Source organism: Nocardia australiensis (assembly GCF_020733705.1).
In the GTDB taxonomy this organism is placed as follows: domain Bacteria; phylum Actinomycetota; class Actinomycetes; order Mycobacteriales; family Mycobacteriaceae; genus Nocardia; species Nocardia australiensis.
Genome location: NZ_JAJFZM010000008.1, coordinates 91,291 through 105,531, shown reverse-complemented (window position 1 = coordinate 105,531; position 14,241 = coordinate 91,291). Strand labels below are relative to the sequence as shown.

Genomic DNA, 14,241 nt, shown 5'->3' with positions numbered 1-14,241 from the left:
CCTGAGTCGGTGGGTGCTCGGGTGAATTATGTTGCGGCAGGATCGATTTCGCCGGTCAGGTAGCGCTGCAGTGTTGGGCCGACTGCGGCGATCAGGTCGGGGATGGCCATCGAGGCGATCGGTTCGACGCCGATGATCTTGCGTGCGACGAGTACGCCGATCATTTGGGTGGCGACCAGTGCGACGCGGGTCCGGCCGTCATCATCGGGGGTCGCGATCCGCAACCTCACCCGTTCGAGCACGACGTCCAGTAGGAATGTCCTTGCTAGCGCCATATCGCCGCCTGCGAGGAGGCTGCGCACCGCCGCGACCACTCCGGGCCCAGCGGGGGAGTCCCACACCGTCATGACCCCGTGCAGAATGGTTGCCCCGAGTTCATCCAGCGGCGCGGACTCGATGACACGCAAGGTCGCCTCCGGGTCCACCGGTAGTTCGACGACTGTGGCGAAAAGCTGCTGTTTGGTCCCGAAGTAGTGGTGGACCAGCGCCGGATCGACTCCGGCGTCGGTGGCCACCGCGCGGATCGAGGTTTTGTCGAAGCCCAGCGCGGCGAACCGGGCGCGCGCGGCAACGAGGATCGTCTCGCGGGAGCCGGACCGGCCCGGTCTGCGCCCGGTACGTGGCGCAGGTTCACTCTCGCCGCTTACGCCATTGCGTGCCGTCATTCCGTCCGCCGCCGTAGCGTCGCGGCGCCGAGACATAGCGCGACGCCCGCGAACCCCGCGACGACCAACAGGTCACGCCACATCGCGCCAGTCACCTCGGAATGGGTCGAAACCTGTTGCAGCGCATCGACCGCGTAGCTCAGCGGCATTACATTGCTGATCGCCTCCAGCCAGCCCGGCAGCTGCGAACGCGGAACCAGCAGTCCGCACAGGAAGATTTGCGGTGCGACCACCAACGGCATGAACTGCACTGCCTGAAATTCGGTGCGCGCGAAAGCGCTTGCCAGCAAGCCGAGGGCGACGCCGCAGACCGCGTCCACCACCGCGATCAACACCACCCAGCCCGGACTGCCCGCCGACTCGAGGCCGAGTAGGCCGAAAGCCACCAGGCACGCCACCACTGCCTGCCCGGCGGCGGCGAGGGAGAACGCCGACCCGTATCCGGCAAGCAGATCGATCTTGGACAGGGGAGTGGTCAGCAGCCGTTCCAGGGTCCCCGAGCTGCGTTCGCGCTGCATGGCGATCGCGGTGATCAGGAACATCACGATGAACGGCAGAATGCCGAGCATGCTGATCCCGACCCGATCGAACAGCGAGATCGGGCTGAGCGGGTTCTTCGGGGTGTCCTTGTAGATGAAGTACAGCAATGCCATGAGCACGGCGGGGACGACGAGAATCATTGCGATCGTGCGGTGATCGTTGCGCAACTGGCGCAGAATGCGCGAGGTTGTCGCGGCGTAGGGACGCAGGGTTGGGCCGCTCATGATCGTGTCCCTTCCCTCGTGATCAGGGAAAGAAATGCGTGTTCGAGGTTCTGTTCGCCGGTCTCGGTCCGCAATTCGTCCGGGCTCAACTGCGCGAGTAGGTGTCCATCGCGCATCAGCAGCAGGCGGTCGCAGTGTTCGGCCTCGTCCATGACATGACTGGAGACCAGTAGCGTCGTCCCGCCGGCCGCCAATTCTTTAAACTGTTTCCAAAGATCAACGCGCAGTACAGGATCCAGGCCGACTGTCGGCTCATCGAGCACCAGCATGTCCGGCTGGGCCACCAGCGCGCAGGCCAGCGAGGCGCGGGTCTGCTGACCGCCGGACAGTTCGTCGCCACGCTGATGCTCGTGTTCCAGCAGTCCGACCGCGGTGATCGCGGTATCGGTGGCGTCGCGGTCGCGACCGTAGAGCGCCGCGTAATACGCGACATTCTCGCGGACGCTGATGTCGTTGTAGATGCTCGGTGCTTGCGTCACATAACCAATGCGAAGACGCAATTGCTTGGCACCGGCGGGCAGGCCGAGCGCTGAGATTTCGCCGGACGCCACAATCTGGGTGCCGACGATGCAGCGCATCAGCGTGGTTTTGCCGCAACCCGATGGACCGAGCAACCCGGTGATCGAACCGCGCGGAATGGTCAGCGACAGATCGTGCAGAACTTCGCGCCCCCCACGGCGGACCGTTAGGTTCCGGATGTCAACGGCGGGGGATGAGAGCAGGTCCGGCATGGGACGCCTCAATTCATCGAGTGTTGAATTCACAACATGATGAATTTAGCGCGACCCGTTCGACGAGGCAAGACCCCGCGTCTCAGTGCCCGTGGTGCAGTGGCGCGCCCGCTGATCCGCCGGGATCCACCACCACCACGAACTGGCCCGTCATTCCCTGGTCCTCGCGCCAAAGCAGATGGCAGTGATGCATGTACGGCACGTTCGGATCGGCGGGGCCGTCGAACCGCATTGCCAGTTTCGCCGTGGCGTTGGGCGGCAGGAACACCGTGTCCTTCGGTCCGGTCACCGCGGCGGGTGGCGCGTCACCGTTCATCGCCGGCACCCGAAAACTGCACATCATGGATGTGGAAGTTGTGCGGCATGCAGTCGTGGCGGAATACGAGCAATCGGCACCACCGACGTGGCCGAGAAACCGAAACATGCCACGACAGTAGGCATCGGCACATCGGGGAGCCCCCTGATTCAAGCGCGGTGGTGCGGGTGTCACTCGCTCGCGAGTTCGGTGGTGGCGTCGCGCCCGGCGTCGGCGGTGCGGCGCAGGAATCCCGCGATCAGCGCGAGCTCGGCGTCGGTGTATTGCTCGCAGAGCTCGTCCATCCGGGTGTTCATGCCGGAGAGCATGCGGTAGATCTCGGGGGCGCGATCTCGGGTCGCGCGCACCGTGACGGCGCGTCGGTCGGCCGCCTCGGGGTCACGCGCACGGGTGATCCAGCGGCCGCGCTGCAATCGGTCGAGTATTCCGGTCATGGTTGCGGGGTGCAGGCCTGCAAGCTTGGCGAGGGCGCCGGGGCTGAGCGGGCCGTGCCGATTGATGAGGTCCAGGCACTGCCAGTCGGCGTCCTTCAGTTCGATCTTGGTGCCGAACTGCCGATTGAGCAGTGCCAGTTGGATATTCAGGTCGCGCAGCGACTCTTTGACGGCATTGGCCAACTGTCGGTGCTGCGGGCGAGTGATCTCAACTGGACCATCGTGCGTTCCGGTGGGTTGTACGAGCTACCCGCCGTCACCGATTACACAATGGCCGTGGGGCACGTCGATTATCGGCATACCGCCCGCGTCGACCTGGCGGCGAGCCTGTTACGACTTGCTGAGGACGAGCGGTTCTACGTACCACAATCAGCGTCGCCACCACGACCGATAACCCGAGTCTGTTCCAGCTCATCCGGCGCGAAGCCCTCGGTAAGGCCTGAATCCGGGCGGGCGCCAAACTAATGGCGTGGATCACATCAATGGCGTGTCACGTTCGCGGACGGTGGCTTGTCCCATGGTTGCCACCACCTGATACATACCAATCCCGGTGGCACAAACCATGGGAGAGCGCCATGAATTCCGAACAGCGGATCGTCATCCTCGGTGCCGGCTACAGCGGCATGCTGGCCGCGCTGCGACTGGCCCGGCGGACCCGCGGACTCGACGTCCATATCACGTTGGTCAATCCGTCCGCCCGCTTCACCGAGCGTCTCCGGATGCATCAGATCGCCGCGGGCCAAGAGTTGGCCGACCATGAGATCCCGGGGCTGCTGGCGGGAACCAGTGTCGAATTCGTCCAGGGCTGGGCAACTTCCATCGACCCGGACCGTCATCGGATCACTTTCGGCGCCGCGGCTGTCCTGGACTACGACACCCTGATCTACGCGCTGGGCAGCAGCACCGATACCAGCATCGTCCCCGGGGCGGCCGTCCATGCCTGCACCCTGAACGACCCCCGAACCGCGCACCGCTTCTCCGAACACCTCGCCGTGGTCGCGGCCGACCACGGCACCGTGACGGTGTGCGGCGGCGGACTTACCGGTATCGAGGCCGCGGCCGAAATCGCCGATAGCCATCCCGGCGTGCAGGTCACGCTGGTCAGCGGCGGCGAGCTCGGCGCCGTGATGGGCGACAAAGCCCGCGCCTACCTCAACCACGCAATGGATCGGCTCGGTGTCATCCGCAAGGTTGGCGTTCCCGTCGCCAAGGTGTTGCCCAACGCGGTCGAACTTGCCGACGGCGAACTCGTCGATTCGGATCTGACCCTGTGGACCTCCGGCGTGCGGGCGTCCCCGCTGGCCGCACAGGCAGGCATCGAAACCGATGCGCGCGGCCTGATCGTCGTCGACTCGACCCTGCGCTCCATCTCGCACCCCGACATTCACGCCATCGGTGACGCGGCTGCGGTCCGCCAGGCATGGGGTCTGATCCATGGCACCTGCCAGAGCGGTATGCCGACCGCCGCCTATACAGCCGACACCATCGCGCGCGAACTGCGTGGCAAGAAAGTGCGGCCATTCCGGTTCGGCTACTTCCACCAGCCGGTCAGCCTGGGCCGCCACGACGGTGTCATCCAGTTCACCAGGGCCGACGATTCCCCACGGCGCGGATACCTGACCGGCCGGGCCGCCGCGCGTTATAAGGAAATCGTCAGCAGCAGCCCGGTGCCGTTGTTCAAGATGAGCAAGAAGATGAACATCGCGGTTTCCCTGTAGCTGGCCACCCACTTCCGACTGAGGAGTATTGGGCTGATGGTTGATGACACCTCCGAGCAGGATCCGTTCCTCGAGCATCGGCGGCTGCTTTTCGCGACCGCCTACCGGATGCTGGGAACCGTCACCGACGCCGAGGACATCCTGCAGGACACCTGGCTCAAATGGAACGAGATCGACCGGAGCGCGGTGCGCCATCCCAAGTCCTATCTGGTCCGGACCGTCACCAACCTGTCGTTGAACAGGCTCACCTCCGCCAAGGCGACCCGCGAAACATACATCGGCCCTTGGCTTCCCGAGCCCATCCTGACCACACCGAATGTCGCGGAGGATGCTGAGTTGGCCGACACCGTCTCCACCGCGATGCTGGTGGTGCTCGAGACGCTGAGCCCCATGGAACGCGCGGTCTTCCTGTTACGCGAGGTATTCGGCTACACACACGCCGAGATCGCCGACACCCTCGATAAGCCCGAGGCCACCGTCCGTCAGATCGCGCACCGCGCCCGCACGCACGTGCAGGCGCGCAGGCCCCGATTCGACACCGATCAGGCCGAACGCGATCACGTCACCGAACAGTTCATGGCCGCATGCGCCGGGGGCGATCTCAATGCGCTCATGGACCTGCTCGCCCCCGACGTCACCTCATGGTCCGATGGCGGTGGCGTGGTCACCGCCGCTCGGCGCCCGTTGTACGGGCCCGACCATGTGGCCAGGTGGGTCCTCGGCGTGCTTGCCAAACCCTTCGTCGCCGGCTTCGAACTGGAACCGGCCGTCATCAACGGCGAACTCGGCGTGCTCGCGCTCCTCGGCGGCGCGCCGGTCGCCGCTTTCACCTATGACCTCGTCGACGGCCGCATTCGGAACCTGCGATTCCAGGTCAATCCGAACAAACTCGCAGGCTTGTCCTTGGGGACCGACCCCCTGGGCTGAACCCCTGAGCGCGCCAGGCCCGGCGCACCGCGTTCGGGGGCGGCCACCAATGGGCTGCCGCGAGATCGAGGACAATGGCCGCCGTGTGTGCCGATGAACTTGCGGTCGACCCGCCCGCCGCCGCCCGCCGACTGCTCGGGGCCACCATGCGATCGGGCCCCGTCGGAGTACGAATCGTGGAGGTGGAGGCATACGGCGGGGACCCGGCAGGGCCCTGGCCGGACCCGGCATCCCACTCCGGGCGCGGGCCGACCAAACGCAACGCGGTCATGTTCGGGCCTGCCGGAATCTTGTACGTGTACCTCAGCTACGGCGTGCACACCTGCATCAACGTGACGAGCGGCCCCGACGGCACGGCGAGTGCCGTGCTCATCCGATCCGGGGAGGTGGTCGACGGTCTGCAGGTCGCGCGCTCCCGGCGACCCGCCGCCCGCACCGACGCAGACCTGGCTCGCGGCCCGGGCAACCTCAGTAGCAGCCTGGGAATCACGTTGGGCGACTACGGAACTGCGCTGCTGGATACCTCGTCACCGATCCGCCTGGAATTGAGCGGTGAGCTCGACGCCGCCGAGATCGCCAGCGGCCCGCGCGTCGGCGTCAGTACCGCGGCCGAGCAGCCGTGGCGGTTCTGGCTGCCCGCATCCGCCGCGGTTTCGGTCTACCGGCGTAGTCCCCGAGCGCCGCGAATCGACGAAGCATCCTGATCGGTCAATCCCGGACTGGTCGCCAACTTCGGTAGCGGCGATGAGTTTGCGCGGTGGCCTCCGTCCTATCTGGCAAGCGCGCGACACCCACTCGCAGCTACGACCGAAGGATCGAACCAATGACCGCCATCGCCCCCACCGGATCCGCCACCACGACCGTCCACCCGTCCAAGAATCTGAACCGCACACTGTGGACCCTGCAAATAGTGCTGGGACTGTTCTTCATCATCGCGTCGGGTCTGCCCAAGCTCGTCGGCCAAGAGGACGCCGTGCGTATCTTCCACGACATCGGTCTCGGTGAATGGTTCCGGTACTTCACCGGCGTCGTCGAGATAGCCGGCGGCGTCGGCCTGCTGGTGCCGCGGCTGAGCGGACTGGCATCGGCCGGGCTGTCCATCACCGTGGTGTGTGCCGCAGCGACCCAGGCGTTCATCCTCGGCGCTCCGGCGCTCGCCGTCTTCCCACTGGTGCTCGTCGTGGTGTTCGGATGGATCGCCTGGCAGCGCCGAGACAGCATTCTCGCCATGCGGGAAATGTTGTCCCGCTGAGTAATCCGAAAACTCCATCGAACGACGCGATCGACGGACTCTCGGATCCGTCGATCGTGCTTTGTGCGCCATGACGAACCCTGCCCGCCGCGTAAATTCGCTCGACCCGCACGGCACGGACCGTCGACACTGAGGCGCACACCGGACATCGGCAACCGTGCGGAAAGATGGGACAGCGTGAGCGGCGACATCATCGATGAACTGACCTGGCGCGGGCTGATCGCGCAGTCCACCGACCTGGACGCCCTGCGCTCTGCGCTGGCTGTGGGTCCACTGACCCTCTATGCCGGATTCGACCCCACCGCCGCCAGCCTGCACGCGGGTCACCTGGTCCCGCTGCTGGCGCTGAAGCGCTTCCAGCGTGCGGGCAACCGGCCGATTGTGTTGGCGGGCGGCGCGACCGGACTGATCGGCGACCCACGCGACGTCGGCGAACGCACCATGAACTCCACTGACACCGTGGCCGAATGGTCCGAGCGGATCCGCTCGCAACTCGAGCGCTTCGTCGACCTCGACGATTCGCCGACCGGTGCGGTCATCGCCAACAACATGGACTGGACCGGGCAATTGTCCACCGTCGACTTCCTCCGCGATATCGGCAAGCACTTCTCGATAAACGTCATGCTCGCCCGCGACACGGTCAAGCGCCGCCTCGATGGTGAGGGCATCTCCTACACCGAGTTCAGCTACATGCTGTTGCAAGCCAACGACTACCTGCAGCTACGCCGTCAGTACGGCTGCACACTGCAGGTCGGCGGTTCCGACCAGTGGGGAAACATCATCGCGGGCGTCGAGCTGAACCGGCGGGTCGACAGTGCCGCGGTCCACGCGCTGACCGTGCCGCTGGTGACCGCCGCCGACGGCAAGAAGTTCGGTAAGTCGACCGGTGGCGGCAGCCTCTGGCTGGATCCGGAGATGACCAGCCCATACGCCTGGTACCAGTACTTCGTGAATACCGTCGACGCCGATGTCGTCCGCTACCTGCGCTGGTTCACCTTCCTCTCGCGCGAGGAACTGGCGGAGCTCGAGACGGCGACGGCCGAGCGCCCGCACGCGCGCGAAGCGCAACGCAAGCTGGCCGAGGAAATGACAACGCTGGTGCACGGAGCGGCGAATACTCGCGCGGTCCAACTCGCGAGCCAGGCTCTCTTCGGTCGCGCGGACCTGCGTGAGCTCGATGAGCCGACACTGGCGAGCGCACTACGCGAAGCCGCCGTCGACGGAGCTGTCGCCGAAATCGGAACGGGCGAACGTCCCACGATCGTCGACCTATTGGTGGCCACCGGCCTGTCGGAGAGCCGCGGTGCCGCTCGTCGTGCGGTGAACGAGGGGGGAGCGTCGGTGAACAACGAGCGGATCTCCGACCTCGATTGGACCCCCGCCGATACCGACTACCTGCACGGACGTTGGCTGGTGCTGCGTCGAGGCAAGCGGAACTTCGCCGGCGTACTGCGGACAAGTGCGTGAAGTTAACGTGGTTCGGGTCACATTTCAGTGGCCCGAACCGGTTTCCGGCCGGTGTGCGTACCCTCTGACCTGCGAAATTACATGCGTGTAGTGCGGATTTGACTCGTCGTTCTCCGCCGCGTAACTTTATCCAAGTCAGAGCGACACGGACACCGACCCGGAGCCGAGAGGCCAGGGAAACGAGGTAGGACGAGGAGCGCCTGACTGTCAGCTACACCGATCGCACGAGCGGACTTGACTCCGTCAGGACGGTCGACTAGGCTGGAAAAGTTGCCTCAGCAAGACTCTGGAGAGAATCTAGGGGTAAGTTGTGTGCGTGTGTTCTTTGAGAACTCAATAGTGTGTCGATGAATGTCAGTGCCAATTTTTATTGGTTCCGGCTCCTCAAACCCCCGTTTGGGTGGGTCGGACATTTAGTCAGCAAAGTTTTTTGCTGGCGTTTTGTTTTGCTGGGTTTTCGGACTCTAGTTTAGATATTTCTGATTCGCTCCTTTTGGGGTGTTTCGAGAGTCTTCAACGGAGAGTTTGATCCTGGCTCAGGACGAACGCTGGCGGCGTGCTTAACACATGCAAGTCGAGCGGTAAGGCCTTTCGGGGTACACGAGCGGCGAACGGGTGAGTAACACGTGGGTGATCTGCCTCGCACTTCGGGATAAGCTTGGGAAACTGGGTCTAATACCGGATATGACCACGGATCGCATGGTTTGTGGTGGAAAGATTTATCGGTGTGAGATGGGCCCGCGGCCTATCAGCTTGTTGGTGGGGTAATGGCCTACCAAGGCGACGACGGGTAGCCGACCTGAGAGGGTGACCGGCCACACTGGGACTGAGACACGGCCCAGACTCCTACGGGAGGCAGCAGTGGGGAATATTGCACAATGGGCGAAAGCCTGATGCAGCGACGCCGCGTGAGGGATGACGGCCTTCGGGTTGTAAACCTCTTTCGACAGGGACGAAGCGTGAGTGACGGTACCTGTAGAAGAAGCACCGGCCAACTACGTGCCAGCAGCCGCGGTAATACGTAGGGTGCGAGCGTTGTCCGGAATTACTGGGCGTAAAGAGCTTGTAGGCGGTTTGTCGCGTCGTCCGTGAAAACTTGGGGCTCAACCCCAAGCTTGCGGGCGATACGGGCAGACTTGAGTACTTCAGGGGAGACTGGAATTCCTGGTGTAGCGGTGAAATGCGCAGATATCAGGAGGAACACCGGTGGCGAAGGCGGGTCTCTGGGAAGTAACTGACGCTGAGAAGCGAAAGCGTGGGTAGCGAACAGGATTAGATACCCTGGTAGTCCACGCCGTAAACGGTGGGTACTAGGTGTGGGTTTCCTTCCACGGGATCCGTGCCGTAGCTAACGCATTAAGTACCCCGCCTGGGGAGTACGGCCGCAAGGCTAAAACTCAAAGGAATTGACGGGGGCCCGCACAAGCGGCGGAGCATGTGGATTAATTCGATGCAACGCGAAGAACCTTACCTGGGTTTGACATACACCAGAAACACCTAGAGATAGGTGCCCCCTTGTGGTTGGTGTACAGGTGGTGCATGGCTGTCGTCAGCTCGTGTCGTGAGATGTTGGGTTAAGTCCCGCAACGAGCGCAACCCTTATCTTATGTTGCCAGCGCGTAATGGCGGGGACTCGTGAGAGACTGCCGGGGTCAACTCGGAGGAAGGTGGGGACGACGTCAAGTCATCATGCCCCTTATGTCCAGGGCTTCACACATGCTACAATGGCCAGTACAGAGGGCTGCGAGACCGTGAGGTGGAGCGAATCCCTTAAAGCTGGTCTCAGTTCGGATCGGGGTCTGCAACTCGACCCCGTGAAGTTGGAGTCGCTAGTAATCGCAGATCAGCAACGCTGCGGTGAATACGTTCCCGGGCCTTGTACACACCGCCCGTCACGTCATGAAAGTCGGTAACACCCGAAGCCGGTGGCCTAACCCTTGTGGAGGGAGCCGTCGAAGGTGGGATTGGCGATTGGGACGAAGTCGTAACAAGGTAGCCGTACCGGAAGGTGCGGCTGGATCACCTCCTTTCTAAGGAGCACATCTCCATGACGCCTCACATAGGTGAGTGTGGTTGTGGCAGAGACCGTTTAGTTCTCATTCGTAGGACTGCGGACGCTCATGGGTGGAACACTGACAAGTTTCTCGTATTCGGGGCGGTTACATGACCGGCTCGCGAGGATATATCGGCACACTGTTGGGTCCTGAAAGAACACGCGAGTGTTTCTTTCGAGGTAATACGACGATCCGCTCGGATTTTCTGTTCATACCGGGGAGGCTGGAAGGTCTTCTGCTGGTGCAGGTGTGAGGTTTGAGTGGGTGTGTTGTTTGAGAACTGCACAGTGGACGCGAGCATCTTTGTTAGTAAGTGTTTAAGAGCGTACGGTGGATGCCTTGGCACCAGGAGCCGATGAAGGACGTAGGAGGCTGCGATAAGCCTCGGGGAGCTGTCAACCGAGCTGAGATCCGAGGATTTCCGAATGGGGAAACCCAGCACGAGTGATGTCGTGTTACCCGCATCTGAATATATAGGGTGTGTGGAGGGAACGTGGGGAAGTGAAACATCTCAGTACCCACAGGAAGAGAAAACAATAGTGATTCCGTGAGTAGTGGCGAGCGAAAGCGGAAGAGGCTAAACCAGGAGCGTGTGATAGCCGGCAGGCGTTGCGTTTTTGGGGTTGTGGGGCTCATTTTCTTGGTTCTGCCGGACTGAGCGGGAGTCAGAAAAGAATGCGTTAGTCGAAGTGGTCTGGGATGGCCTGCCGTAGACGGTGAGAGTCCGGTAGACGAAAACGTGTTCTCTCTTGTAGTGAGTACCCGAGTAGCAGCGGGCCCGTGAAATCTGCTGTGAATCTGCCGGGACCACCCGGTAAGCCTGAATACTCCCTGGTGACCGATAGCGGACTAGTACCGTGAGGGAAAGGTGAAAAGTACCCCGGGAGGGGAGTGAAATAGTACCTGAAACCGTGCGCTTACAATCCGTCAGAGCTTGTGCACAGTTTACTGTGGTGGGTGATGGCGTGCCTTTTGAAGAATGAGCCTGCGAGTTAGTGGCATGTGGCGAGGTTAACCCGTGTGGGGTAGCCGTAGCGAAAGCGAGTCCGAATAGGGCGTTTTCAGTCGCGTGTTCTAGACCCGAAGCGGAGTGATCTACCCATGGCCAGGGTGAAGCGACGGTAAGACGTCGTGGAGGCCCGAACCCACTTAGGTTGAAAACTGAGGGGATGAGTTGTGGGTAGGGGTGAAAGGCCAATCAAACTCCGTGATAGCTGGTTCTCCCCGAAATGCATTTAGGTGCAGCGTCACGTGTTTCACGCCGGAGGTAGAGCTACTGGATGGTCTAGGGGGCCTACAAGCTTACCGAAATCAGCCAAACTCCGAATGCCGGTGTGTGAGAGCGTGGCAGTGAGACTGCGGGGGATAAGCTTCGTAGTCGAGAGGGAAACAGCCCAGATCGCCGGCTAAGGCCCCTAAGCGTGTACTAAGTGGAAAAGGATGTGGGGTCGCGAAGACAACCAGGAGGTTGGCTTAGAAGCAGCCACCCTTGAAAGAGTGCGTAATAGCTCACTGGTCAAGTGATCCTGCGCCGACAATGTAGCGGGGCTCAAGTACACCGCCGAAGCCGCGGCATTCACGCGTAACACCGATTTTCTTCTGCGGGAGATTATCCAGTGGTGTGGATGGGTAGGGGAGCGTCGTGTAGCCAGGGAAGCGGCGGAGTGATCCAGTCGTGGAGGCTATGCGAGTGAGAATGCAGGCATGAGTAGCGAAAGACGAGTGAGAAACTCGTCCGCCGAATGACCAAGGGTTCCTGGGCCAGGTTAATCCGCCCAGGGTGAGTCGGGACCTAAGGCGAGGCCGACAGGCGTAGTCGATGGACAACGGGTTGATATTCCCGTACCCGTGTATCCGCGCCCATGATGAATCAGTTGTGCTAATTGTCCTGAACCTCCGAGAAGACCTTCGGGTCTCGGGTGAGGGGATGCACGAGACCCCGGCTGGTAGTAGTCAAGCGATGGGGTGACGCAGGAAGGTAGCTGGGCCAGTCAGTGGTTGTACTGGTGTAAGCCTGTAGGGCGCAACATAGGTAAATCCGTGTTGCATAAGCCTGAGAGGTGATGCGTAGCCGATTGAGGCGAATTCAGTGATCCTATGCTGCCGAGAAAAGCCTCTAGTGAGTTGGTGCACGGCCCGTACCCCAAACCGACACAGGTGGTCAGGTAGAGAATACTAAGGCGATCGAGAGAACTGTGGTTAAGGAACTCGGCAAAATGCCCCCGTAACTTCGGGAGAAGGGGGACCCGATCTGGTGATGGAATTTACTTCTGGAGCTGGGTTGGGTCGCAGAGACCAGAGAGAAGCGACTGTTTACTAAAAACACAGGTCCGTGCGAAGTCGTAAGACGATGTATACGGACTGACGCCTGCCCGGTGCCGGAAGGTTAAGAGGACCGGTTAGCTGCCCTTGGGTGGCGAAGCTGAGAATTTAAGCCCCGGTAAACGGCGGTGGTAACTATAACCATCCTAAGGTAGCGAAATTCCTTGTCGGGTAAGTTCCGACCTGCACGAATGGCGTAACGACTTCTCTGCTGTCTCAACCACAGACTCGGCGAAATTGCATTACGAGTAAAGATGCTCGTTACGCGCGGCAGGACGAAAAGACCCCGGGACCTTCACTATAGCTTGGTATTGGTGTTCGGTACGGTTTGTGTAGGATAGGTGGGAGACTGTGAAGCATGCACGCTAGTGTGTGTGGAGTCGTCGTTGAAATACCACTCTGATCGTATTGGACCTCTAACCTCGGACCATGATCTGGTTCAGGGACAGTGCCTGGTGGGTAGTTTAACTGGGGCGGTTGCCTCCTAAAATGTAACGGAGGCGCCCAAAGGTTCCCTCAGCCTGGTTGGCAATCAGGTGTCGAGTGCAAGTGCACAAGGGAGCTTGACTGTGAGAGCGACAGCTCGAGCAGGGACGAAAGTCGGGACTAGTGATCCGGCACCGGCAAGTGGAAGCGGTGTCGCTCAACGGATAAAAGGTACCCCGGGGATAACAGGCTGATCTTCCCCAAGAGTCCATATCGACGGGATGGTTTGGCACCTCGATGTCGGCTCGTCGCATCCTGGGGCTGGAGTAGGTCCCAAGGGTTGGGCTGTTCGCCCATTAAAGCGGCACGCGAGCTGGGTTTAGAACGTCGTGAGACAGTTCGGTCTCTATCCGCCGCGCGCGTTAAGAAACTTGAGGAAGGCTGTCCCTAGTACGAGAGGACCGGGACGGACGAACCTCTGGTGTGCCAGTTGTTCCGCCAGGAGCACTGCTGGTTAGCTACGTTCGGAAGGGATAACCGCTGAAAGCATCTAAGCGGGAAGCCTGTTCCAAGATGAGGTTTCTCACCACCTTCGAGTGGTTAAGGCCCCCCACAGACCATGGGGTTGATAGGCCAGAACTGGAAGCCCGGTAACGGGTGTAGGTGACTGGTACTAATCGGCCGAGGACTTACCAACAAAGAAGCTACGCGTCCACTGTGCAGTATCTGAAACAACACACAGACACTGCAGTATCAAGTTGATCCTTCCGATAGAGGAATCTATCGGGGTGGGGTACTGATGCTGCGGGTGTGGATAGTTTCATAGAGTTACGGCGGCCATAGCGGCAGGGAAACGCCCGGTCCCATTCCGAACCCGGAAGCTAAGCCTGCCAGCGCCGATGGTACTGCACTCGACAGGGTGTGGGAGAGTAGGACACCGCCGGAACATCATTCGCGAAAGGGGACCCAGAATCTGGGTCCCCTTTCGGCGTTTGGGTACCTTCCAGTGCCCATCTCTAGCCATGCGTGCCAAGCTCTACCGTCGGCGCGTGCTTCAATTTGGGGAGCACCCGACCACTCTTGCGGAACTAGAAAGGGACCACCGTGTCGGAACAGGACGACAACCGGAAGTCCTTCCGGCGTGACACCCCTGCCTCTGGATCCG

10 protein-coding genes and 3 rRNA genes are annotated in these 14,241 nt (G+C 61.5%); 8 read left to right on the top strand and 5 right to left on the bottom strand.

Features of this window, described 5'->3' with window-relative positions; genetic code table 11:
- Positions 1-26 precede the first annotated feature (26 nt).
- The 5 genes from LKE06_RS25810 to LKE06_RS25790 all read right to left on the bottom strand — a co-directional run bounded on the left by LKE06_RS25810 (position 27) and on the right by LKE06_RS25790 (position 3,093).
- Positions 27-665: a TetR/AcrR family transcriptional regulator gene (locus LKE06_RS25810; RefSeq protein ID WP_228001955.1), complete on the bottom strand. Its 639-nt coding sequence runs from the start codon at positions 663-665 to the stop codon at positions 27-29.
- Positions 662-1,429, bottom strand: a complete 768-nt coding sequence (locus LKE06_RS25805; RefSeq protein ID WP_228001954.1) for an ABC transporter permease — start codon at positions 1,427-1,429, stop codon at positions 662-664. The genes LKE06_RS25810 and LKE06_RS25805 overlap by 4 nt, the downstream gene beginning before the upstream one ends.
- A complete protein-coding gene (locus LKE06_RS25800; RefSeq protein WP_228001953.1) occupies positions 1,426-2,160 on the bottom strand; it encodes an ABC transporter ATP-binding protein in 735 nt (244 codons plus the stop codon). The genes LKE06_RS25805 and LKE06_RS25800 overlap by 4 nt, the downstream gene beginning before the upstream one ends.
- Before the next feature lie 82 nt (positions 2,161-2,242).
- Entirely contained in the window at positions 2,243-2,476 is a 234-nt protein-coding gene (locus LKE06_RS25795) for a multicopper oxidase domain-containing protein (protein ID WP_228001952.1), read from the bottom strand.
- 170 nt (positions 2,477-2,646) lie between these two features.
- Entirely contained in the window at positions 2,647-3,093 is a 447-nt protein-coding gene (locus tag LKE06_RS25790; RefSeq protein ID WP_228001951.1) for a MarR family transcriptional regulator, read from the bottom strand.
- Positions 3,094-3,485: 392 nt separating this feature from the next.
- Between LKE06_RS25790 and LKE06_RS25785 the strand changes: the two genes are divergently transcribed.
- From LKE06_RS25785 to rrf, 8 genes are all read left to right on the top strand, one after another.
- Positions 3,486-4,628 (top strand): NAD(P)/FAD-dependent oxidoreductase, encoded by a 1,143-nt coding sequence (locus LKE06_RS25785; RefSeq protein ID WP_228001950.1) that lies wholly within the window; start codon positions 3,486-3,488, stop codon positions 4,626-4,628.
- Positions 4,629-4,664: 36 nt separating this feature from the next.
- Positions 4,665-5,555: an RNA polymerase sigma-70 factor gene (locus LKE06_RS25780; RefSeq protein WP_228001949.1), complete on the top strand. Its 891-nt coding sequence runs from the start codon at positions 4,665-4,667 to the stop codon at positions 5,553-5,555.
- A 74-nt stretch (positions 5,556-5,629) separates the two neighbouring features.
- The gene (locus tag LKE06_RS25775; protein ID WP_228001948.1) at positions 5,630-6,259 is read left to right on the top strand and encodes a DNA-3-methyladenine glycosylase; all 630 of its coding nucleotides are present in this window, start codon (positions 5,630-5,632) and stop codon (positions 6,257-6,259) included.
- A 119-nt stretch (positions 6,260-6,378) separates the two neighbouring features.
- Positions 6,379-6,807 (top strand): DoxX family protein, encoded by a 429-nt coding sequence (locus LKE06_RS25770; RefSeq protein WP_228001947.1) that lies wholly within the window; start codon positions 6,379-6,381, stop codon positions 6,805-6,807.
- A gap of 177 nt (positions 6,808-6,984) precedes the next feature.
- Positions 6,985-8,274 (top strand): tyrosine--tRNA ligase, encoded by a 1,290-nt coding sequence (gene tyrS / locus LKE06_RS25765; protein WP_228001946.1) that lies wholly within the window; start codon positions 6,985-6,987, stop codon positions 8,272-8,274.
- Positions 8,275-8,787: 513 nt separating this feature from the next.
- A 16S ribosomal RNA gene (locus LKE06_RS25760) occupies positions 8,788-10,304 on the top strand.
- Between the two features lie 331 nt (positions 10,305-10,635).
- Positions 10,636-13,773: ribosomal RNA gene (locus LKE06_RS25755) — 23S ribosomal RNA — on the top strand.
- A 132-nt stretch (positions 13,774-13,905) separates the two neighbouring features.
- Positions 13,906-14,022: ribosomal RNA gene (rrf, locus tag LKE06_RS25750) — 5S ribosomal RNA — on the top strand.
- The 16S, 23S and 5S rRNA genes sit together here, the layout of an rRNA operon.
- The last annotated feature ends 219 nt before the right edge of the window (positions 14,023-14,241 follow it).

Coding starts and splice junctions, on each gene's coding strand:
- LKE06_RS25810 (WP_228001955.1), bottom strand. CDS start 665: ATGACGGCACGCAATGGCGTAAGCGGCGAGAGTGAACCTGCGCCACGT.
- LKE06_RS25805 (WP_228001954.1), bottom strand. CDS start 1,429: ATGAGCGGCCCAACCCTGCGTCCCTACGCCGCGACAACCTCGCGCATT.
- LKE06_RS25800 (WP_228001953.1), bottom strand. CDS start 2,160: ATGCCGGACCTGCTCTCATCCCCCGCCGTTGACATCCGGAACCTAACG.
- LKE06_RS25795 (WP_228001952.1), bottom strand. CDS start 2,476: ATGAACGGTGACGCGCCACCCGCCGCGGTGACCGGACCGAAGGACACG.
- LKE06_RS25785 (WP_228001950.1), top strand. CDS start 3,486: ATGAATTCCGAACAGCGGATCGTCATCCTCGGTGCCGGCTACAGCGGC.
- LKE06_RS25780 (WP_228001949.1), top strand. CDS start 4,665: ATGGTTGATGACACCTCCGAGCAGGATCCGTTCCTCGAGCATCGGCGG.
- LKE06_RS25775 (WP_228001948.1), top strand. CDS start 5,630: ATGGCCGCCGTGTGTGCCGATGAACTTGCGGTCGACCCGCCCGCCGCC.
- LKE06_RS25770 (WP_228001947.1), top strand. CDS start 6,379: ATGACCGCCATCGCCCCCACCGGATCCGCCACCACGACCGTCCACCCG.